Genomic DNA, 21,495 nt, shown 5'->3' with positions numbered 1-21,495 from the left:
CCCGTCGATTGCCAGGACTCTCCCTGACGGTCCCCGTTGACGAGCTGCCTTTTCAGAACCAACAGGAAATCTATGGGATGGAAGAACTTCCGGTCACATGGCGACCTTCGCACCGTCTACTTGCCTTGATCGACGCCGTCGAAGACCTGCACCGCGTAGTCGAGCAATGCCGGCGTAACGCCAAGCTGCTCCCCGAACGGATGGTCCAGCCAGAAGATGAGGAACAGCAGCAGGCCGAGCAGGATGGCGATCGCGCTCGACAGAATCATGTGACTCACCGCATTGCCGAGGTGAGTAAAGCCGATGAGCCCGATGAGAAGGACAGCCCCGAACAGCAGACCGCTCCACAGCAGACCCGGTATCCGAGGCTTCGCATCCAGGACTCTCGTGTTCCGTTGCGATGTCAAGACATTGAGCTGATCGCGAATCTCCGCGTTGACCGGGTGGGCGGTGGGCCCTTCCCGACCCAATACGCGGTACATGTCGGTGATCGCCCCTCGCGCCGAACCACTCGCGACAACGCGTTGCCGCGTATCCCACTCGGCCTGCGCGGCGACGGTGTAGGTACGCAGCAGTCCCCGGATTCGCACCTGCTCAGGCCCCGGCAGGCTCACCGTCTGCCGGTACATCGTCGCCAGAGTCGATGACTCATTGGTGACGTTCTCCTCCGCCGAGGAGAACTGCTCCCATGCGACGACAACCGTGAAACCCAACAGCGTGCCGTAAACGAGGGCAACGGTGGTCAGAAACGGTGACAGTGTGCCCGTCTGCGTCTTGACGCCCGGCCGGTACACGGTCTTGTTGGCAATCCAAACACTCACGACAGCCAACAAGACCGACCCAGCGAGAACCACGGCCAGAAACAACCACAACCCCGGCAGGCTCAAGCCGCCCATCGCTCACCTCGGCCTCGGGCCAACGAACATCAAATCATCAGGGAATCGCGGGAAGTCCGCAGCGCTGTCGGAAGTCGGCGCCCGGTTGCCTGATGCGGGCGAGGTCGTCCTGCACGGCGGGATTGGCCTCCAGGTAGCTTCGAACCTGTTTTCCGATCTGATCCTTCGGTTGTCCCTTGAGACTGGTGAAGAAGTCGTTGGTGTCAGGGTGAGCGGTCAGATAATTCGAGGTCTCGAAGGAGACACCCGACATCACGCGCGCCATTTCAGCGGCCGTGCACGGCGGCGGGACGGGTGGATCTGCCGCGGCCGCCGCAGCAGTCAGAAGTGTCAGGCCGGCGAACACACCGGCACCGATCGCGGCGCCGGCTGCGCGCCGCGTGAGACGTGAGAGCGACATGTTGGCTCCTTCAGCAAGTTGTCCACGGTTCATGACGTAGCTCCTCAACGCGGTCCGATGCCGCCACCGCCACCCGGACGGCCGGGGCCGCCCGGACCACCAGGCCCACCTGGGCGGCCAGGCCCGCCCGGATCCCAGGCGACATCGAGATCCCACCCGGTGTCGCAATACCAGTCGTAGTCACAGGGATAGGGCACGACCGGTGTTGCTGCTCGTGGCACGCCATCTGCACCGCGCACGTCTCCCTGCGCACAGACCGTGGCATAGCCCGAACTTGTGCATTCCGCCTTCGCCGGAGGTGCTGTGGTGGTGACGACCCCCAACGGGACCATCGCCGACAGCAGTCCCAAAACCAGATAGCGCTGTGGTGTTCGCACGCCCGCCCCCTTTGTCAGTTTGGTCGGGGTCCACCCATATGCACGGATTTATACCGCACTACCAGCGAGTATGTAGAGTATTGACGCCCATGACGGTAATCGCGCCGCCTCCTTCTTGACTCGGAAAGCATGCGAGCACGCTTTCTCTTTGCGTCGCAACCGATTTCGATCAGGGAATCTCGCGGATGCAGTAGACCTTGCCGTCCACACGCTGATTGCGCTGCCCTTGATTGGTCACTGCGACGAACATCCCGGTCCCGAACACCGGTATCGAAATCGCTTGTGTGTCTTGCGGTCCGAAGGTGCATTGGCGGCCACGCACGCACGAGTAGTCCGCTACACCTCTCTTGGGCGGAGCACGTGAAATCGACTGCGCCGGAGATTGAAGCGGCTACGCCAAGGTGTCCAAAGGATTGGCTCTGATGCGTTCGGCACCATTGTTGGCCACCGATACGGCAGCGGCGCCACCCGGTTTGCGCCTCGCCTGATCCTCGAAGCACGCAATGAATTCACTGCCGAAACCTTGCCTGGGATAGCGCGCGAATATCTCCAGCCTCGTCTCGGTGGGGAACTCCTCCGGCCGGCGACCGGCGACGTCCCACGCAGTGGCGACCTGCAGGAGGTGGGACTCGGGATCGGCAGAAGCCGAAACGTCGTCGCGCATGTGCAGAACGATGATCTCGGTCGCCCTGGCAGCCCGGTCCGCAGGCCAACCGGCTGCCACCCCGAACACCCAGGCCAGGTCACCGCCCGCCACCTCGAACTCGACTCGGTGGCTGTCGAACGGGTCGGTCAAACCGAGGTCGTGCAGCATCGCCGAGACGTAATAGAGCTCGTCGTCGAAGGCGATGTCGTGCGCGGCGGCATACTTCACGCCCCACAGATACGAACGCGCACAGTGGTTCAACAAGGCGGGCGTGTAGAAACGGGTCGCCACCGCAAGTGCGGCCACGGCCGCCGGGGTCTGCGGAGACTTCTCGTCCATGGCGGCCTCTCTCAGAAGTTCAAGCCCGAGAACATGATCCGGCCCGGGTCATATTTCTGCCGGGTGGCTGCCAAGCGGGACAGGTTGGCACCGAAATACCGCGACGCGGGCTGGTTCGCTTCGAGATAGTTGACGTAGCCGCCGGCCGAATACGGTGCCACCGCCTGGTGAGCGGTGTTCAGCCAATTGGCCGCCGCCGCAGGTGAACCGGAAGTTTCCACGTACCACTGCACCAGCGCGGACTGCCGCCGCCACGGAAAGGCGGTGTCACCCGAGCCCACGGTGGCCAACGCACCATCGAGTGCGTGCATGATCACGATCGGGCGGCCCGCCCCTGCAGGGAAGGCGTTGAACGCCGCGGCGATTCCCTGGGCTGCGGCCGGGGTGATCGTCGGGAACACGTCGGATCCACCGACATAGCCGAGCGGCGACGGATTGAGATTGTCGGCGGCCAGAAACTTCACCAGATCCAGGTAGTTGAATGTGCGGTTCTCGGTCCCGGCCGGCTGCAGCCCTACTGCCTTGATCACAGCAGCTCCCACGCTGTTGCCCGACCCGGCGGGACACGTCGCCAGGATGCGGCAGTGCGCGCCCTGCAGATCGGTGATGGTGTCGGCCAGCGCCCAGCTGTTGCGGTCGGCGGTACGCAGCCAGTTCTGCCACCCGAGAAGGACCTGCGCGAAGGCCTCCAACGGGAAATGCAGGCCGACGACATCCACGTCGCTGGTAGGGAAGGTGGCGAAGGTCAGCGCCGTCGTCACCCCGAAATTACCGCCACCTCCGCCGCGCAACGCCCAGTACAGATCCGGATGTTCGTTGGCCGACGCCGTGACACCGGCACCGCCGGGCAGCACCACGGTCGCCGAGACCAATTGATCACTCATCAAGCCCGCGTGCCGCGACTGGGCGCCCAGCCCACCGCCCAGAGCGTGTCCGGCAGCGCCGACCGTCGGGCAGGTACCCGTCGGGATCCCCCGGCCGGCTCCGGCCAGAGTTTGGTGGATCGCGTACAGACCGGTCGCGGGTGTCACCGTGACACGCCCGGTCGCCGCGTCGTAATTGATATCGCCGGGCAGTTGGCGCAGGTCCATGACCATCGTGCCGTTCGCCGTCGACGCGCCCACATAGGAGTGCCCGCCGCCGCGTGGAGCGACCTTGAGGTTATGTGCCGCAGCGAATTCCATCGCCCGCTGCACGTCGGCCGCCGATGCCGGGGTCACCACCGCAGCGGGCGTCAGGCCGTTGAAGTTGGTGTTGAAAACACTTTTGGCCGAGGCGAACTGCCCGCCGTTGTCCGGCAGGACCACTTTCCCATTGATGGCGGCGGCGAGGTCGCCCCAGCCGGCCGGCTCGGCACTGGCCCGGCTCGACCCGAATACCGCGCCGACGGCCAAAGCCCCGACGGCCCCGCGCAGGAACGTCTGACGCGAGACCCCGCGCGGCGACTCCCGCGGTTCCGTCATGTCCGAATTGTGGGCTACGTGATGTGAAAAACCGCACTGCCGCATGACGTGTCGTGATCTCGGTCCGATACCGATTCGGTTCCGCCGTTACGATCACCACCGCCGGGCGATCGCCCGGTTCCGACAGCACATCTGGAGGCCCAGCGCAGTGAGCGCACCGTCGAACCCGAACGTGATCCCGGTCCACGCCGCACTCCCCGACCTCGCGCTGGACGCGGACGACCGCGCGACCCTCACCTCCGAGATCTGGGGAATGCTCGTCACCGGCAACGACGATGTCGAGGAGTTCCTCGACAACTACGCCGGCGATTACCAGCTCACCGACGAGCAACTCACCAACGCCTTCGCCGCTCTGCGCGAAGCGAGGCTGCGCCAGCAGACCGAGATCGGCGACTACCGGTCGCGGACCCAGGCGGCGTTCGAGGAGCTCAACACCAACGGCGTGGTCGCGCGGGCCGACTTTTCCTGCTGCGGAACCTGCGCGTCGGCCGAGATCGGCGATGAGCGCGACGACAGCCGCCATTGGACCGGGTTCATCTACTTCCACAGCCAGGACACCGATCGCCTGATCGAGGACGGCTCCACCTACATCGGCTATGGAGCGTTCGAGCCCGAGAACTTCGACGAGGACGCATACAACCGGCTCAGCGATCAGGCGAAGGAGGACCTGTATTTCGGTGACGTGGTGCGGATGCTCGACGAGGTCGTCTTCCCCATCGTGCGTCGCCACGGCATCGAGCCGGAATGGAATCGGGACCTGGGGACACGGGTGCTGCTCACCAACGCCGACTGGTACGCGCCTATCGAGAGCTGACGATCTGTAACTGTGGCGATGGGTGAGCCGAAATACAATTCAACACCCGTGAAGGGTGCCCGAAGGAGGGGGACCTCAATGCCGAACGATCGCCGCCGGGCGAAGGCGCTCATCGGTGCTGCCACAGCAGCACTGGCGATCCCCGCCGTCCTGAACGTCGCCCCAGCCCACGCGGCTCCGCTGCCCGGATTCTGCGTGCCGCCCAACGTCGTCGACAACGTGTGCACTGCGCGGCTGACATCGGTGACGGCCGATGTCATCGACGGGACGATCACCGGGACACCGGTCGGCGGCAGCACGGCGATCACCCTTGCCGGACAAGCAGATGCGTACCTGAAATCGGCCGGATTCGGCGAAACACCGCCGGATCCGGTTCAAGAATGGGACACCGAGATCGACAAGGTCGGCAGTCTCGACACCTCCCCCTCCAACCCCAATTGGTACGGCAACGCGAAGGCGAGGGTCTTCCTGCCCAGGACGCTGAATGACCTGGCTACCAAGTTTCCTGCGGAAAGCATCGTGGTCCGGTTCGTGGCTGACGACACACGGCAGGACGCGGTCCGACTGGTATCCATTCAGCCCACGGCTACGTCCGATCTTGCGCCAACCCGGCCAGGTGCTTGAGCGAGTTGTCCAGATGCTGCCGGTCGAACGGCGGGAACTCGATCTCTTCGCGAAGTGCGGGCGGCACCGCCGACCAGTCGTATGTGAGGGTGACCTCGGTCCGGTCGTCACCGCGCGGCTCAAGGTCATAGCGCCAGATCCAGCCGCCGAACTCGATGGCGGCGTCGTCAGCGCCTTGGCCGGGCAGCCATGCGATCGCTTGCGGCGGCTCGAAAACCTCGACCCGGTTGGCCATCTCGTAGTGCATGCCGCCGTAGTTGTCGTGGTACATCGCCATCCGGAAGATCTGCCCGGTTTCGGTCAGCGGCTTACCGTCAAGCGACTCGCGCACCCAGCCGGTGCCATCGATCGCCTGATGAGTGGTCGGGTCGGCCAGCACCGCGAACACGGTTTCGGCCGGCGCATTGATGGTGCACGTGGCGCTCATGGTTTCGTCAGTCATACCCCTACCGACCGGCGGCGGTTCACAAACTCATCGCGAAGGCTCGGCGCAGTGGGGCTATGGGCTGAGCCCGAACACCTTCACCGCGGCTGACTTGCCCTTCAGCTCGTGAAACCCCCGGTCGGTGAGTCCGGGTGGGCGCACGTCCAATGCGTCGGCGGTCGACTGGGTGAGCAGGATCGAATCACCGGTCGTCTTGGTCAGCTGCTCGACACGGGCGGCCACGTTGACGGCGTCGCCGATCAATGTGAATTCCAGCTTGCCTCCTCCACCGATGGTCCCGGCGATCACCACACCGGTGTTGATGCCGATCCCGATCCGAAGCTCACCACCGAATCCCTCACTGACAACCCGATGAATCAGCACGGCGGCGCTCACCGCCGCATCGGCATGACGCGCAAGGACGTTCGGTGCTCCGAAGACCGCGAGCGCACCGTCGCCGAGGAACTTGTTCACATGCCCACCGGCATCGACGACCGCGGGCACCACGATCTCGAAGAGCGCGTTGAGCCGGGCGACGGTGTCCTCGGCACTGTTGGTCTCGGCGAACGGGGTGAAATCGCGGATATCGACGAACAACACCGTGACGTCCCGCCGCTCACCGGTGAAAATGTCGTCACCCTGCTCGAGTAGCCGCGCCGCCAAAGCCGGATCGACATAGGTCCCGAACGCGGCCTGAAGCCGTTGCCGCTCAGCCAAACCCGCCTGCATCCGGTTGAACGACGCCGAGAGTGCACCCAGATCGTCGTCCTGGACTACAGGCAGACGTTGGCTGTAGTCGCCGGCGGCAACACGCTCAGTCCCCTGTGCAAGGTCGCGGATCGGTCGCAGGAAGGGCGACGTCACCATGACCGCTATCGGCCCGGCAATCAGCATCAACGCACACCCGATCACGACGGAGACAACAGGGTCCTGGCGGGCGCGGTCGATCGCGGACGCGGTAAGCGCGGTCCCGGTGCCGAACGCGAGTGCCATCGCGAGCATGGTGATGTTGGACCACGCGGCAAAAGTCGGGTGGGAGCGCGGCAGCGAGTCGCCAATCCCTGTGTCACCGGCGATCTCGGCCCGCACTGGCCGCAGCGACCCCTCGCTGAAGCTGTGCACACCGATCACTCCGATCGCCGCTCCGTATACGGCACCGAAAATCGCGTACTGGACCAGCCGCCACCCGGACGCGCCGGCGATCGCGGCGACACCAACCCCGACGCAGGGCGCCCAGACGACATCGGTTGCGAGTGCTCGGGCTGCTGTCTTGCGCCCGTAGCTGAAGGTGGCACGGAGCGCCTCCATCGGATCGACCTCGTGGCCTGCCGCCCACCTTTCGATCAGACGCAACGGCTTCGAGCCCGGGAGCACCAGCAGGTAAACCCGCAGCAGCATGGCGGCAAAAGCGACGGCGACCGCCTCGATGTAGCGATCGGATCCTTCGAAGGCGACGATGACTATCGGGTAGGCGACGTAAACCGACAGCCCCGCAAGGAAGACCAGTACGCAGATCGCCCAGGAGTACACCGGCCCATACCGATCCCACACCCACTGAAAGATCCGGTCCATGTCGAAACAAAACACCCCCGGCCTGATGGCCGGGGGTGTTTCGGACTACTCCTAGCGAACTACTTCTAGTGAGCGTGGCCGTGATGGCCGTGCCCGTGATCTTCTTCTTCGGCAGGCTTGTCCACGATGGCCGTCTCGGTCGTCAGGATCATGCGCGCCACCGATGCGGCGTTGAGCACCGCGGAGCGGGTCACCTTGACCGGGTCCACGATGCCCTCGGCGACCAGATCACCGTAGGTCAGGGTGGCGGCGTTGAAGCCCTGCCCGTTGGGCAGCTCGCTGACCTTGTTCACCACGACCGAACCGTCCAGGCCGGCGTTGGTGGCAATCCAGTACAGCGGAGCCGACAGCGCCGAGGAGAACACGTCGACACCGAGTGCCTCGTCGCCCTTGACCTCGCCACGCAGCTTGTCGAGGGCCGCGCGGGCCTGCACGAGGGCGGCGCCACCGCCGGTGACGATGCCCTCCTCGACGGCAGCCTTGGCCGCCGAGACGGCGTCCTCGACCGCTTCCTTGCGCTTCTTCAGGTCGGTCTCGGTGGCCGCGCCGACCTTGATCACCGCGACGCCGCCGGACAGCTTGGCCAGCCGCTCCTGCAACTTCTCCCGATCCCAGTCCGAATCAGTGGACTCGATCTCGGCCTTCAGCTGCTTGACGCGATCGGCGACCGCGTCCTTGGAGCCGCCACCATCGACGATCACGGTGCTGTCCTTGGTGACCACCACGCGGCGGGCGGAACCCAGCACGTCCAGACCGGCCTCGCGCAGCACCAGGCCCACATCGGGGTTGACAACCTGGCCGCCGGTGACGACCGCCAGATCGTCCAGGAACGCCTTACGACGATCACCGAAGAACGGCGCCTTGACGGCGACGGCCTTGAGCGTCTTGCGGATGGCGTTGACGACGAGCGTGGACAGGGCCTCGCCCTCGACGTCTTCGGCGATGATCAGCAGGGGCTTGCCGGCCTCGGCGACCTTCTCCAACAGCGGCAGCAAGTCGGGCAGCGAGCTGACCTTGTCGCGGTGCAGCAGCACCACCGCGTCCTCGAGCACTGCTTCCTGCGAGTCGAAATCGTTGACGAAGTAGGCCGAGATGAAGCCCTTGTCGAAGCCGACGCCCTCGGTGACCTCGAGCTCGGTGTTCAGCGTCGAGGACTCCTCGATGGTGACCACACCGTCGTGGCCGACCTTGGTCATGGCCTCGCCGACGAGCTCACCGATCTGCTCGTCACGCGAGGACACCGTGGCGACCTGCGCGATGGAGTTCTTGTCCGACACCGGGGTGGCCGCGGCCAGCAGGGCCTCGGACACCGCGTCCGCGGCCTTGCCGATACCCAGGCCCAGCTCGATCGGGTTGGCGCCCGCCGCGACATGGCGGAGCCCGGTCTTGACCAGGGCCTGAGCCAGCACGGTGGCGGTGGTGGTGCCGTCGCCGGCGACGTCGTTGGTCTTGGTGGCCACCGACTTCACCAGCTGGGCGCCCAGGTTCTCGAACGGGTCTTCCAGGTCGATCTCGCGGGCAACAGTGACACCGTCGTTGGTGATCTGTGGTCCACCGAAAGCCTTGGCCAGCACCACGTAGCGGCCGCGGGGACCCAGGGTCACCTTGACCGCGTTGGCCAGCTTGTCGACACCCGCTTCCATGGCACGGCGCGCAGTCTCGTTGAACTCAATCTGCTTGCTCATAGATGTCTTTCTGCTTGAGAACGCATACCGCCCCGGACATCACCCGCGCTGAACACGGGGATCTCCGGGGCGGTTACACGAGTGATTACTTGTTGACGACAGCCAGCACGTCACGCGCGGAGAGGATCAGGTACTCCTCGCCGTTGTACTTGATCTCGGTGCCGCCGTACTTGCTGTAGATGACGGTGTCGCCCTCGGCAACGTCCAGGGGGATCCGCTTCTCGCCATCCTCATCCCAGCGGCCGGGGCCAACTGCGACGACGGTGCCTTCCTGCGGCTTTTCCTTGGCGGTGTCGGGGATGACCAGACCGGAAGCGGTCGTGGTCTCGGCCGCGTTGGCCTGAACGAGGATCTTGTCCTCGAGTGGCTTGATGTTGACTGCCACGATGGAAGCCCTCCACTTGTTGGGGTATCGAGTCCCGGTGTGCTCCGGGGCCCTCGGGTTAACCAGGTGTTCGGCATGCGCCCGTGCCCCTCGCTCCGTCGTCGCGGGTGCCGGCGCTGGAGGTTGGCCGCGTGCCACCTAGCACTCTATACATGCGAGTGCTAGCACTCAAGGGTGGGCCTGTGCGTGCTGTCAGAACTCGCCGAGGACTGAAGTCGCCAACGGTTGCGTCGACAACCTTGCCGCACTACTATCGAACATATGTTCGGGTCGAGCTTCACGATCGATCCCAATGCCACCGAGGAGGCGTTGGTCGATCAGCTCGCGGCGATGAACCGAGCGGTTTCGAGCATCGCCGCCGGGCAGGCACGGGTGACCGCGATGCTGGAAGCCAAACGTCATGCACACAGGGCCGCTCAGGGTGTGCCCGCCGCCAAGCGCGGTAGAGGCCTGGCTTCCGAAGTCGGCCTGGCCCGCAATGCATCGCCGTGGCACGGAGCCAAGTATCTGAAGATTTCGCGAATTCTCGTCGACGACATGCCCTACACCCTGGCCGCGCTGCAGTCAGGGGCCCTCACGGAAAACCGGGCCATGATCATCGCGGACCATGCCGCGTGCCTGCGCCCCGAATATCGGCGTGCGATGGATGCCGAACTGTGCTCCGACCCCTCGAATTTGGACGGCCTCGGCGACAAGAAGATCGAAGCGGAGGCCGGCCGGACCGCGTTCCGGCTCGACAGCGCAGCGGTACTGGACAGCATCAGCCGCCACGAAGTGGACCGCACGGTCACGCTTCGTCCCGCCCCGCACAACATGGCATACGTCACGGCCTTGCTGACGGCGGCCGAAGGTCAGACGGTGTACGAGTCGCTGCAGGTAGGCGCCGCGGCCGCTGCCTCCGCCTCAATCGCCGCCGGGGCAGGATGCGACGGGCGGGGCCCGTTGTTGGCCGATACTTTCTATCGTCGCGTCACCGGTCGGGAGGTCGGTGACGCGGTCCCCGTCACCCTCAACCTGGTGATGTCCGACGAAAGCTTGTTGGCCCAGGGTTCCGAGCCCGCCATCCTCGACGGATACGGTCCGATCCCGGCCGAGGTGGCTCGGCGGATGACCTGGGCCGCAGTCCTCGACCCACAGGCCGAGGCCGCGGTTCGACGTCTGTACGCCAATCCCCGCACCGGCAACCTTGTGGCCCTCGAGTCGACGGCCCGCAAGTTCCCCAAGGGCCTGCGCTGGCTCATCAAGTTGCGCGACCAGACGTGCCGGACCCCGTACTGCGATGCACCGGTACGGCACGTCGACCACATCACCCGGCACGCCGATGGCGGCGCGACCAGTGCTGCCAACGGCCAAGGGCTTTGCGAGAGGTGCAATTACACGAAGGAATGTGCCGACTGGCAGACGTTGACCAGCTACGACCGGTACGGCCGGCACACCACTGAAATCACCACACCGACCGGCCGAACGTATCGAAGTACCGCCCCACCGCTACCGATGAGCGCAAGGCTGTTCACCAGCGACATCCATGTCGTGAACATCCACGCGGCCGCATAGCCGGCCGGCGTGATACTCCACCCCTATAACGGGATGTTCAGATGATCAGACACGTCTCCGACCATCTCGACGTCGACCTTGCGCTCGGTGAAATACCAGCCGTGGTCGTCACGGGCGAACACATCGGCATAGCGGCCGACCACGATGGGCTGCAGCGGCACGGTCTCGGTGTTCTGCACGACGACGAACGTCGAGCGGGCCGTTGCCCGCGCATCCTCGATGTCGACAATCGGGTTGAGCACCAGGTGGCGGGTTCGGGTGCGGTTGCCGTGGTCCGGGAATCGGCGGGTGGTGTGCGCGAACAACTTCGCAATCGCCGACGCATCCGCCACGCCCATGAACGAGCCGCGGCCCAGTAGTTTCCCGACCCCGTCGAAGTCGCCCGCATCGATCAGCTCGGCGTAGCGGTACAGCAGCTCGGTGACCTCAAGCTTGTCGCCCGTCGAACTCATGCCACCTGTCCCTTCACCACCGGCAACCCCGGATCGCTGGCCACGTCCAGCGGCGAGGGGGCCGCCCCCGCCGCGATCAGGTGTGCCGCGAACGACGCGATCATCGCGCCGTTGTCAGTGCACAGCCGCGGCCGCGGCACCCGCAGGGTCAGGCCCGCTGCCGCGCAGCGTTCCTCGGCGAGCTCACGTAACCGGGAGTTGGCCGCCACCCCGCCCGCGATCAGCAGGGTGGACACCCCGAGGTCGGTGGCCGCGCGCACGGCCTTCGCGGTCAGCACGTCGGCGACGGCCTCCTGGAAACCGGCGGCGACGTCGGCCTGCGAGGCCTCCGGGTGGCCCTCTACATAACGAGCCACCGCGGTCTTCAGTCCCGAGAAGCTGAACACGTACGGGTCGTCCCGCGGCCCGGTCATGCCCCGCGGAAAGGCGATGGCGTTGCGGTCACCGGTGCGGGCCAGCTCGTCGAGCACCCTTCCCCCGGGATAACCCAGTCCGAGTAGCCGGGCCACCTTGTCGTAGGCCTCCCCTGCCGCATCGTCGACGGTGCTGCCCAACTCGATGATCGGCTCGCCCAACGACCGCACGTGCAGCAGATGGGTGTGCCCACCCGAGACCAGCAGACCGACGCTCTCGGGAAGCGGTCCGTGGTCGTACACATCGGCGGCCAGGTGCCCACCCAGATGGTTGACGCCGTAAAACGGGACGTTCCAGCCGGCCGCGTATGCCTTCGCCGCGGCCACCCCGACCAACAGCGCACCGGCCAGCCCGGGCCCGATGGTCGCGGCGACGACGTCAGGCCGTTCGATGCCAGCGGTGTCCAGGGCCCGGCGCATTGTCGGCCCGAGGGCTTCCAGGTGTGCGCGCGAGGCGATCTCGGGTACGACGCCGCCGTAGCGGGCGTGCTCGTCGACGCTGGAGGCGACTTCGTCGGCGAGAAGCCTTACGGTTCCGTCTTCGGCGAGGTCTGCGATACCGACCCCGGTTTCGTCACAAGAACTTTCGATGGCCAGGATGATCACGTCGGGCCCCCTTGGGGAAGGCGTTGCATGGTGTAGGCGTCGGCCCCGCTGGCGTGGTAGTACCGCTTGCGCAGGCCGATGTTGGCGAATCCGACACTCTCGTACAGCGCGATGGCCGGTTCGTTGTCGGTGCGAACTTCCAGGAAAACCGTTCCGCCGGAAGCGAAGTCGAGCAGGTCGTTCAGCAGCCGGCGTCCGATCCCCTGCCCCTGGAAGTCCGGGTCGACGCCGATGGTGTGGATCTCGTACTCATACGGGCGCATTCGGCCCAGCCGGGAGATACCGGCATAGCCGACGAGGACGTCGTCGCTGCGGGCGGCGAGGTAGCGATTGTGCTTGGCGTCGAGTTCGGCCAGGAACGCCGTGGCCGGCCAGGGATCGTCGCCGGCGAACAGCTTGGATTCCAGCTCGGCGCACCGCGTGGCATCAGCACGGGTCAGTGCGTCGAACACGATCATTTCCGCACCGCCGCAGAGGGTTTGGCGTCGGGTCGGCGCAGATACAGCGGCACCAGGGGTTGTGGGTCGTCCCAGTCGGCGACGGCGCGCACCAGGCCCGCGGGCGTCGGGTACACCACCTCGAGCCGAGGCAACGCGAACATTGCGGCGTGCTCGGGTGACCCGGCCACCGCAGCCACCGTGGAATCCACGACAACGTCGGCGGGTGCGTTGACGGCGGGGCCGTCGACCCTGACTCCGTCGCGGTAACGCGCCCAGTACACCTCGCGGCGCCGCGCATCGGTGACCACCAACACGTCACCGTCGGTGTGGACACCGATGGCGTCCAGGCTGCACACCCCGTGCACCGGAACGCCCAGCGCATGGCCGAAGGCCGCGGCACTGGCCATTCCCACCCGCAGCCCGGTGAACGGGCCCGGCCCACAGCCGACGACGACCGCGTCGAGATCGGCAACGGTGATCCCGGCATCAGACACGGCACCGAGCACGTTCGGCGTCAGCTGTTCGGCGTGGGCACGGGCATCGACGGTCACCCGCTCGGCGAGGGCCTCCACGACGCCCTCCGGAACCTGGCGGACCACGCCGGCGCTGACCGCCGGGGTCGAGGTATCGATGGTCAAGATGTTCATGGGGCGCTCCACTGCCAGATCACCGTGCGCGTCTCGGTGCCGGTGTCGCGCTCGATACGAATGTCCAGGTGATGATCGGAGAGCCGTTCGGCCAGGCCCTCACCCCACTCGACCACCACGACGGCGTCGTCAAGATCGGTGTCGAGGTCGAGCGCATCAAGCTCACCCAACAGATCGACACCGGGATGGTCCAGCAGTCGGTACATGTCCACATGCACCATCGCGGGGCGGCCGGCCTGCCGGGGCGGATGCACCCGGGCCAGCACGTACGTCGGTGAGACCACCGGCCCGTCCACGTCCATGGCCGCCGCGATGCCCTTGGCCATCACCGTCTTGCCGGCACCCAGCGGGCCCGACAACACCACCACATCACCGGCTTTCAGCCCCGCGCCCAGCGTTGCGCCGAGGGCGATGGTGTCCTCAGTGGTGGCGAGTTCGGCCGTACCGGCGCTGCGCTCAGCCACGGAACCAGACCCGATCGCGGACCCGGCGGGACAGCGTGACCAGTTTGGAGGGCGTGGCCCGCTCCACCAGACGGACCAGTGCGTCGTCGATCACCACGGGCTCCTCAAGCTGGACCAGATGACCGGCTCCCCCGACGATCACCAGTTCGGAGCGGGGTAGCTGTGCGGCCATGGCCTTTGAGTATTCCATTGGGGTCAGCAGGTCCCGGTCACCACAGGCGATCAGTGTCGGCACCTTGGCCAGCACCCGCAGGGCGCCGGCCTCGTCGTGGACCTCGAGGGCGTGCAGGAATTCGACGAGGGTGGTGATCGACGTGCCGTGCATCATCCGTTGGGAGAACTCGACCACGCTCGGGCTGACGGACTCGTCGCCGTAGGACGCCGCCCGCAGGATCGGTCCGATCACCGACCGGGCGGCGCCGCGGGTGCGGTGCACCGCACCAGGGGCATAGCGGGCCAGGAACCGCACCGCCTCCAGCGCCGGGTTGCGCAAGATCTCCCCCAGCGGTGAGCGCGCCACGCCTTCGACCGCCGAGGAGATCACCGCGGCGCCGACGATTTGTTTCGGATAGCGGCGCGGGAACTGTCGCGCATGCGAGAGGACCGTCATGCCGCCCATCGAATGTCCGACCAGCACTGCGGGGCCGCGTGGAACCGTCACGGCGAGAACGGCTTCCAGATCACGTCCGAGTTGTTCGACGGTGTAGGTGTCCGGCGGTGCAATCCCCGACTGACCGTGGCCGCGCTGGTCGTAGAACACCATCCGCACCTGCGGACCCCACTGTTCGGCCAGCCGGGTGCGCTGAAAGTAGAAGGCGCCCATGCGCAAACAGAATCCGTGGGCGAAGACCACTGTCAGCGGCGCGTCGTTCGGGCCGACTTCCCGCACGGCCAGCGGCACCCCGTCGTCGGTTGTCACCACGGAACTACGATCGGCGTCCAGGCGTTCGAAATCCTCACCCAGATAGGGATCCTCACCGGTGCTGCGCCGGGTCAGCGACCGCGCCACCGACCGGCCCGCCACCGTGCCCACGGCGGTGACCCCGGCCGCACCGGCCAGCCACTGAGCATTGCGACTCAACGCTCGCGACCTGCCTCTAGGTAGGTGCGGGTGATCCGGCCGCGTGGGCTGGTGGCCACCTCGTAGTTGATGGTGCCGAGCAGTTCGGCCCAGTCCTGGGCGGTCTGTTCGCCCTGGGTGCCGGGGCCGAACAGGATCGCGTCGTCGCCTTCGGCGACGTCGTTGACGTCCGGGCCGAGGTCGACGACGAACTGATCCATGCAGATCCGCCCGACGGCCGGGCAGCGCCTCCCGTTGATCAGCACCTCGATCCGCCCGCTCAACAAGCGGAAGATGCCGTCGGCATATCCCACCGGTAGCAGTGCCAGCGTGGTGTCCCGGTCGGCGATCCACCGGTGACCGTAGGACACCCCGTCGCCGGCGTGCACCGAACGAACCAGCGCGACAGGGCATTTCAAGGTCATGGCGGGAACCAGACCCATGTCGCCGAGCTCCGGGATCGGGCTGAGGCCGTATACGGCGATCCCGGGCCGCACCATGTCGAAGGCCAGATCCGGACGGGTCATCGCTGCGGGCGAGTTCGCGATGTGGGCCACCTCGAACACCACGCCCCCTTCGGCGGCCTGCTCGCGCATCGCGGTCAGGCGCTTGCCCTGCAGCTCGTTGAACGGGTTGTCGGGCTCGTCGCCGTGCACCAGGTGACTCATGATGCCGCGCACCCGGATCGCGCCGTCGGACTGGGCCCGGCCCAGCGCGGCGACCATCGCGGGGAAATCTGCCGGGCTGACACCGTTGCGGCTCAGGCCGGTGTCCACCTTCACCGTGACCGTCGCGGCACGGCCGGTCTGGCGCACGGCCGCCAGCACCTCGTCGAGTTGACGCACCGAGGACACCGCGATCTGCACGTCGTTTTCCAGCGCGGGCGTGAAGTCGGTGCCCGGCGGATGCAACCAGCACAACACCGGAGCGGTGATCCCGCCGGCCCGCAGCGCCACGGCTTCGGCGATCGTCACCACCCCGAGTTCGGCGGCCCCGGCGGCCACCGCGGCCCGACCCACCTCGACGGCGCCGTGCCCGTAACCGTCGGCTTTGACCACCGCCATCACCCGGGCGCTGCCGGCATGTTCGCGCAGCAGGCGGACGTTGTGGTCGATCGCGCCGAGATCCACCACCGCCCGTGGAGAGGCGTGCGGGATCAGCGATGTCTCGCGTTCGGTCGTCTGCATGTCATATCACCGCCGACCATTGTCCCAGAGGCACGCATCGGGGCAGATCACAGCCGGATGTGACGCGCGGTGACCGCCAGCCGGCGCATCCGGGCCCGGATCTCGCCGTCGGTGTTGGGCGCCAGGGTCAGCCCGGCGGTCGCGGCGATCCGGTCGGCCACCTGGGGTATTCCGACGGTGTCGGTCCAGATATGTTCGGCGAACTCCGGCCTCGACAGACTCTCGAGACCGCGGTCGAGCCGTTCGACCGCGAATGCGTCGCCCCATACCGGCAGCTCGCGCGGTCCGCCGTGGCGCAGCAGTCGTCCGAAACCCAACCCGCGGTCGGACAGCCGCTTCACGACCGTTTCCCGCTGCGCCAATAGTGCGAAGTGCAAAACGTTGTGACCCGCGTCGCGCAGACGACCGACTGTCTCGGCAAAGTAGCTCGGCTCGAAGACGGTCATCGGTGCGATGACCGGCCCGTCGAACCGTCGCAAAGTGTGGTCCAGCACCTCGAAAACCCCTTGCCGCCAGGCCGGAAAGTCCTGAAAATCCCTGCGCAGCTCGCGCGGCATCGTCCGGTGCAGACCGTATCCGACGAATTCGGGGTCGCAGACCACGCTGCCGGCCAGGCGGCGGTTGAGTTCGTATGCGGTCTGGGTCTTTCCGACCCCGAATGGTCCATTGATCCACAGCAGCATGCCGCCGACGCTAGTGCGCGAACGGCTGCAGGTCGTCGAACGCGCCGCGCGGTTTGAGCTTGTCGAGCCGGCCGAGCACGGTGATCATGTCGTCCTTGAGCGCCCGTGCCAGATCCGCCGAGAAACCCTCACGCACGACGACGCGCAGCACCACGACGTCGGTGGCTCCCTCGGGCATGGTGTACGCCGGGACCTGCCAGCCGAAGGAGCGCAAGCCCTCGGATACGTCGAACTCGGTGTAGCCCGAATTGCCCTTGAGCCGGAAGCTGACCACCGGGATGGCCGAACCGTCGGTGATCAGCTCGAAGTGCTCACTGTCCCGTAGCTCGTCGCCCAGCCAGCGCGCGGTCTGCGACAGGCACTGCATCACCTGGGTGTACCCGGCCCGCCCCAACCGGAGGAAGTTGTAGTACTGGCCCACCACCTGATTGCCGGACCGGGAGAAGTTCAGGGTGAACGTCGGCATGTCACCGCCCAGGTAGTTGACCCGGAACACCAGATCCTCGGGCAGATGCTCCTTGCCGCGCCACACCACGAAGCCGATGCCCGGGTAGGTCAACCCGTACTTGTGGCCGCTGACGTTGATCGACACCACGCGCGGCAGCCGGAAGTCCCACTCCAGGTCGGGGTGCAGGAACGGGACGACGAATCCGCCGCTGGCGGCATCGACGTGCACGGGGATGTCGAGGCCCTTGTCTTGAGCGAGCGTGTCGAGCGCCGCGCAGATCTCGGCGATCGGTTCCAGTTCACCGGTGTAAGTGGTGCCCAGGATGGCCACCACCCCGATGGTGTCCTCGTCGACCGCGTCGAGTACCTGCTCGGGGGTGATGACGTAACGGTCCTCGGTCATCGGGAGGTACCGCGGCTCGACGTCGAAGTAGCGGCAGAACTTCTCCCACACCACCTGGACGTTGGAACCCATCACCAGGTTGGGCGTGCGCCCCTTCCAATCTTTTCCGACCTTCTCGCGCCACCGCCACTTGAGCGCGAGCCCGCCCAGCATCACCGCCTCGCTGGATCCGATCGTGGAGACTCCGCACGCGCTGGACGGATCGTCGTCCCGCAGATCTTCGGCGTGGAAAAGGTCGGCGACCATGCTCACGCAGCGCGCTTCGATCGCGGCGGTGGCGGGGTACTCATCCTTGTCGATCATGTTCTTGTCGAACGTCTCGGCCATGAGCTTCTCGGCCTCGGGGTCCATCCACGTGGTGACGAACGTCGCCAGGTTCAACCGGGAGCTGCCGTCGAGCATGAGCTCGTCGTGGATGAACCGGTAGGCCGCCTGCGGATCCATGGCCTCGTCGGGCAGACGCAGCGACGGGACCGGCGCCATCGCCAACCGGCCGGTGTAGGCCGGCGAGATGTGCGGGGTGCGATGGTGCTTGTGCGACATGGCAAGTCCTTTTCGTTGCGGCGAACTGTTTACAGCGAGGCGATGGCGGCGCGGACGTGGGCGAGGATGCGCGACGCCGAGGTGGGCGCCGGGCTCGGGCCGGGATCGGCCGCCGACAGGTTGGCGGCGCGGGCGTGGACGAAGGCTGCCGCGGCGGCGGCCTCTCCGGCGGGCAGGCCGGCCGCCAGCAATGCGCCGATGATGCCCGTCAGCACATCACCGGATCCCGCTGTGGCAGCCCAGGACTGGCCGGCCAGATTGAGGTACGTCATGCCCGCCGAACCGGGCTCTGCGATGACGGTGACATTGCCCTTGAGCAGCACCGTGACTCCGAGTCGCTGCGCCAGCTCGCGGGTGGCCGTCACCCGGTCAGCGCCCGGCGGATGGCCGGCCAGCCGCTGGAATTCGCCGGCATGCGGGGTCAGCACGGTCGGCGCGCCGCGGCCGGTGAGCGGGCCCGGGTCGGCGGCGAGCATCGTCAGCCCGTCAGCGTCCACGATGACCGGAAGATCGGATTGGAGCGCGAAATCCAATGCCGCCCTCGCGGTCTCGTCGGTACCCAGACCCGGCCCCACCGCCCAGGCCTGCACCCGGCCTGCCTCCTGCGGGGTAGGCGAGGCGATCACCTCTGGCCAATGTGAAAGCACCTGCGGTGCAGCGCTTCCCGCATAGCGGACCATGCCCGAGGTGGCGGCGACGGCGGCACCGGCACTCAGCACGGCCGCACCGGGATAGGTCGACGACCCGGACAGTACGCCCGTCACGCCCTGGGTGTACTTGTCATCGTGCGGCCCCGGAATCGGCCACCGCGCCCGCACATCGGCCACTTCGAATCCGGCGAGGTCGCTGGGCGCCAGGCCCAGTCCGATGTCGATGAGTTCGACGCGACCGCACTCCCCCAGTGCGTGAACAGGTTTGAGGCCGCCGAATGTGACGGTCAGAGCGGCACGCACATGTGGGCCTTCGGCGGCGCCGGTCTGCACGTCGAGGCCGCTGGGGATGTCGACCGCCACCACGGGCACCGTGTTGGCCTCGAATACCGCCGCGGCGTTGGGACGCAACGCACCGCGTCCGGAGATGCCGACAACACCATCGATCACCAGATCGGTTCCGGCCGCGATCCCGGACACCACCCGACCACCGGCGCTCCGGAATGCGGCCAGGCCCTTGGTGTGAGTTTTGTCAGGGTTGAGCAGGACGGCATCGGCCGCCGCTCCGCGACGACGTAAGAACGTCGCCGCCCACAGGGCATCGCCGCCGTTGTCGCCGGAACCCACGACCGCGCAGATCCGCCGGCCGGCCACACCACCGGTGCGCAGCTTCAACTCCGTCGCGATCGCCGTCGCCAGCCCATAGGCGGCGCGGCCCATCAGCACCCCGTCGGGCAGTGATGCGAGCAGTGGCGCCTCGGCCGCACGGATCACATCGGCCGAGTAGTAGTACCGCATCAGCTCCCGCTCCACTCGAGGTGTCTTCGACTTTGCCGCGCGCCAACAGGTTACGTGTGTTTGCTCGGCACGGTCACAGATTTGCGCCGAGCGGGCTACCCCACGATGCGGGCGATCACGGCTGCAGCTTCGCGTAACCGGTCCGGTGGATGCGATGCGTACCCGACAACCAGGCCTGGCGGTCCGGGTAGCCGCCGGTGCCATGACACCGGGTGCACGAGAACGCCGGCCTCACGCAGCTCGTCGGCCAGCGCAACGTCGTCGACTCCCTCGGGCAGGCTGACGAGCAGGTGCAGCCCGGCGGCGACACCGGTCACCGTCGCAGCGGGGATCGCGGTGGCAAGCACGCCCAGCAGGGCATCGCGCCGGGCCCGGTGCCGCGCCCGGACCAGCCGGACATGGCGGTCGTACTCGCCGGATTCCAGTAACCGCGCGAGCACCAGTTGCGGCACAGTCGGGCTTCCGAGGTCGGTGGCATGCTTGGCCGCCACCAGGCCGGGCCGTCGCTCCCGCGGCGCAACCAGCCAGCCCAGACGCAGTGCGGGTGCGAGGCTCTTCGAGGTGCTGCCGGCATACGCGATGCGATCGGGCGCCGACGGATGCATGGCCGGCACGGGTGCGCGGTCATAGCGGTATTCGGCGTCGTAGTCGTCTTCGATGATCAGCTCGCCGTCCCACTCGAGCAGCTCGCGGCGCCGCTGCGGGCCGAGCACCACGCCCGTCGGGAACTGATGCGCCGGAGTCAGGAAGACGGTGGGTGCGCCAGTGGCAGTCAGCTCCGTGACGACGATGCCGTCGCCGTCGACGGGGACCGGCACCGGGCGCAATCCCCAGTACTCGAGTTCGTCGACCGCACCGCGCGAGCCGGGATCCTCGACGGCGACCGTGTCGAGCCCTTCACCGCGCAACTGCTGGGCCAGCAGGGCAATGGCCTGCGCGACGCCCGCGACGACCAGGATGTCGTCGGGCTCGATGCGCAGCCCGCGCGTCCTGCCCAGCCACGGGGCGAGTGCCGCGCGCAACCGGGGATGACCGCGGGGATCTCCGTAGCCGAGGTCGTCCGGAGTGGCCTCGGCCAGCACCGCCCGTTCGGCGCGCAGCCAGACACTGCGGGGAAATGCCGACAGATCGGGCACTCCCGGCGAGAGGTCGATCCCCTCACCTACCGGTAGGCGGGAACGCGGCAGACGTGACACCGACGGCGCCGCGGGGCCTACCCGTGGCGGCCGGACCGGTTGCGTGAGCACGTGGGTGCCACCCCCGGCGCGTCCCCCGACCAGACCTTCGTCGGCCAGCCGTCGGTAGGCCTCGACGACGACGCCGCGAGATATCCCCAGTTCGCCGGCCAGGATCCGGGTCGCGGGGAAGCGGGTACCCGACGTCAGCCTCCCGTCGGCGATCGCGCCACGCAGCGCATCTGCGAGCCAGTCGGTCAGGCCGCGCGCCGGGGCAGTCGCCGGATCGAGCTGTAGAAAATCTGCGCCGACCGCATCCCGCACCGTTTGGTCCATTAGAGATGTCCA

At 67.0% G+C, this 21,495-nt stretch carries 23 protein-coding genes; 3 read left to right on the top strand and 20 right to left on the bottom strand.

Annotated features, from left to right (window positions below; translation table 11 throughout):
* Positions 1 to 116: 116 nt before the first annotated feature.
* The 5 genes from ACZY08_RS10840 to ACZY08_RS10820 all read right to left on the bottom strand — a co-directional run bounded on the left by ACZY08_RS10840 (position 117) and on the right by ACZY08_RS10820 (position 4,121).
* A complete protein-coding gene (locus ACZY08_RS10840) occupies positions 117 to 896 on the bottom strand; it encodes a bestrophin-like domain (RefSeq protein ID WP_463744846.1) in 780 nt (259 codons plus the stop codon).
* Between the two features lie 37 nt (positions 897 to 933).
* Positions 934 to 1,296, bottom strand: coding sequence for a heme-binding protein (locus ACZY08_RS10835; RefSeq protein WP_454788816.1), 363 nt, complete (start codon positions 1,294 to 1,296; stop codon positions 934 to 936).
* 44 nt (positions 1,297 to 1,340) lie between these two features.
* Positions 1,341 to 1,673 (bottom strand): hypothetical protein, encoded by a 333-nt coding sequence (locus tag ACZY08_RS10830; RefSeq protein WP_454788815.1) that lies wholly within the window; start codon positions 1,671 to 1,673, stop codon positions 1,341 to 1,343.
* Positions 1,674 to 2,064: 391 nt separating this feature from the next.
* Positions 2,065 to 2,658, bottom strand: a complete 594-nt coding sequence (locus ACZY08_RS10825) for an HD domain-containing protein (RefSeq protein WP_463744847.1) — start codon at positions 2,656 to 2,658, stop codon at positions 2,065 to 2,067.
* Between the two features lie 11 nt (positions 2,659 to 2,669).
* A complete protein-coding gene (locus ACZY08_RS10820) occupies positions 2,670 to 4,121 on the bottom strand; it encodes an FAD-dependent oxidoreductase (RefSeq protein ID WP_463744848.1) in 1,452 nt (483 codons plus the stop codon).
* A gap of 148 nt (positions 4,122 to 4,269) precedes the next feature.
* Between ACZY08_RS10820 and ACZY08_RS10815 the strand changes: the two genes are divergently transcribed.
* Both ACZY08_RS10815 and ACZY08_RS10810 read left to right on the top strand, forming a co-directional pair.
* Entirely contained in the window at positions 4,270 to 4,935 is a 666-nt protein-coding gene (locus ACZY08_RS10815) for a DUF6891 domain-containing protein (RefSeq protein ID WP_463744849.1), read from the top strand.
* A 78-nt stretch (positions 4,936 to 5,013) separates the two neighbouring features.
* The gene (locus ACZY08_RS10810; RefSeq protein WP_463744850.1) at positions 5,014 to 5,559 is read left to right on the top strand and encodes a hypothetical protein; all 546 of its coding nucleotides are present in this window, start codon (positions 5,014 to 5,016) and stop codon (positions 5,557 to 5,559) included.
* Here ACZY08_RS10810 and ACZY08_RS10805 read toward each other — a convergent pair.
* The 4 genes from ACZY08_RS10805 to groES form a co-directional block, all read right to left on the bottom strand.
* The gene (locus tag ACZY08_RS10805) at positions 5,522 to 6,001 is read right to left on the bottom strand and encodes an SRPBCC family protein (protein WP_463744851.1); all 480 of its coding nucleotides are present in this window, start codon (positions 5,999 to 6,001) and stop codon (positions 5,522 to 5,524) included. The genes ACZY08_RS10810 and ACZY08_RS10805 overlap by 38 nt on opposite strands.
* A 57-nt stretch (positions 6,002 to 6,058) precedes the next feature.
* On the bottom strand, positions 6,059 to 7,555 hold the full coding sequence (locus tag ACZY08_RS10800) for an adenylate/guanylate cyclase domain-containing protein (protein ID WP_463744852.1): 1,497 nt from the start codon (positions 7,553 to 7,555) through the stop codon (positions 6,059 to 6,061).
* 65 nt (positions 7,556 to 7,620) lie between these two features.
* Positions 7,621 to 9,240 (bottom strand): chaperonin GroEL, encoded by a 1,620-nt coding sequence (gene groL, locus ACZY08_RS10795; protein WP_463744853.1) that lies wholly within the window; start codon positions 9,238 to 9,240, stop codon positions 7,621 to 7,623.
* 85 nt (positions 9,241 to 9,325) lie between these two features.
* Entirely contained in the window at positions 9,326 to 9,628 is a 303-nt protein-coding gene (groES, locus tag ACZY08_RS10790) for a co-chaperone GroES (protein WP_163669842.1), read from the bottom strand.
* A 258-nt stretch (positions 9,629 to 9,886) separates the two neighbouring features.
* Between groES and ACZY08_RS10785 the strand changes: the two genes are divergently transcribed.
* A complete protein-coding gene (locus ACZY08_RS10785; protein WP_463744854.1) occupies positions 9,887 to 11,179 on the top strand; it encodes an HNH endonuclease in 1,293 nt (430 codons plus the stop codon).
* Between the two features lie 23 nt (positions 11,180 to 11,202).
* On the opposite strand, the gene ACZY08_RS10780 is transcribed toward ACZY08_RS10785, so the two are convergent.
* From ACZY08_RS10780 to pdxR, 11 genes are all read right to left on the bottom strand, one after another.
* Positions 11,203 to 11,631: a nuclear transport factor 2 family protein gene (locus ACZY08_RS10780; protein ID WP_463744855.1), complete on the bottom strand. Its 429-nt coding sequence runs from the start codon at positions 11,629 to 11,631 to the stop codon at positions 11,203 to 11,205.
* Positions 11,628 to 12,650 carry a tRNA (adenosine(37)-N6)-threonylcarbamoyltransferase complex transferase subunit TsaD gene (gene tsaD, locus ACZY08_RS10775; RefSeq protein ID WP_463744856.1) on the bottom strand — a complete coding sequence of 341 codons (1,023 nt, stop codon included), beginning with the start codon at positions 12,648 to 12,650 and terminating at the stop codon, positions 11,628 to 11,630. Before tsaD ends, ACZY08_RS10780 begins: the two co-directional genes overlap by 4 nt.
* Entirely contained in the window at positions 12,647 to 13,108 is a 462-nt protein-coding gene (gene rimI / locus ACZY08_RS10770) for a ribosomal protein S18-alanine N-acetyltransferase (RefSeq protein WP_463744857.1), read from the bottom strand. Before rimI ends, tsaD begins: the two co-directional genes overlap by 4 nt.
* Positions 13,105 to 13,737 carry a tRNA (adenosine(37)-N6)-threonylcarbamoyltransferase complex dimerization subunit type 1 TsaB gene (gene tsaB, locus ACZY08_RS10765; protein WP_463744858.1) on the bottom strand — a complete coding sequence of 211 codons (633 nt, stop codon included), beginning with the start codon at positions 13,735 to 13,737 and terminating at the stop codon, positions 13,105 to 13,107. Before tsaB ends, rimI begins: the two co-directional genes overlap by 4 nt.
* Entirely contained in the window at positions 13,734 to 14,201 is a 468-nt protein-coding gene (gene tsaE, locus ACZY08_RS10760) for a tRNA (adenosine(37)-N6)-threonylcarbamoyltransferase complex ATPase subunit type 1 TsaE (protein ID WP_463744859.1), read from the bottom strand. The genes tsaB and tsaE overlap by 4 nt, the downstream gene beginning before the upstream one ends.
* Positions 14,194 to 15,282 carry an alpha/beta fold hydrolase gene (locus tag ACZY08_RS10755; RefSeq protein WP_463744860.1) on the bottom strand — a complete coding sequence of 363 codons (1,089 nt, stop codon included), beginning with the start codon at positions 15,280 to 15,282 and terminating at the stop codon, positions 14,194 to 14,196. Before ACZY08_RS10755 ends, tsaE begins: the two co-directional genes overlap by 8 nt.
* Complete coding sequence (gene alr / locus ACZY08_RS10750) at positions 15,279 to 16,448, bottom strand: alanine racemase (protein ID WP_463744861.1); 1,170 nt, start codon at positions 16,446 to 16,448, stop codon at positions 15,279 to 15,281. The genes ACZY08_RS10755 and alr overlap by 4 nt, the downstream gene beginning before the upstream one ends.
* 47 nt (positions 16,449 to 16,495) lie before the next feature.
* Positions 16,496 to 17,131 (bottom strand): AAA family ATPase, encoded by a 636-nt coding sequence (locus ACZY08_RS10745; protein ID WP_463744862.1) that lies wholly within the window; start codon positions 17,129 to 17,131, stop codon positions 16,496 to 16,498.
* A gap of 10 nt (positions 17,132 to 17,141) precedes the next feature.
* Positions 17,142 to 18,524 (bottom strand): glutamate decarboxylase, encoded by a 1,383-nt coding sequence (locus ACZY08_RS10740; protein WP_463744863.1) that lies wholly within the window; start codon positions 18,522 to 18,524, stop codon positions 17,142 to 17,144.
* Positions 18,525 to 18,553: 29 nt separating this feature from the next.
* On the bottom strand, positions 18,554 to 19,972 hold the full coding sequence (locus ACZY08_RS10735; protein ID WP_463745289.1) for an NAD(P)H-hydrate dehydratase: 1,419 nt from the start codon (positions 19,970 to 19,972) through the stop codon (positions 18,554 to 18,556).
* 95 nt (positions 19,973 to 20,067) lie between these two features.
* Entirely contained in the window at positions 20,068 to 21,483 is a 1,416-nt protein-coding gene (gene pdxR, locus ACZY08_RS10730) for a MocR-like pyridoxine biosynthesis transcription factor PdxR (RefSeq protein ID WP_463781796.1), read from the bottom strand.
* Positions 21,484 to 21,495 lie beyond the last annotated feature (12 nt).

The organism is Mycobacterium sp. IDUB_9 (assembly GCF_055419505.1).
Note: the sequence above shows the minus strand (reverse complement) of the source record. Positions and strands in the feature narration are given on the sequence as shown.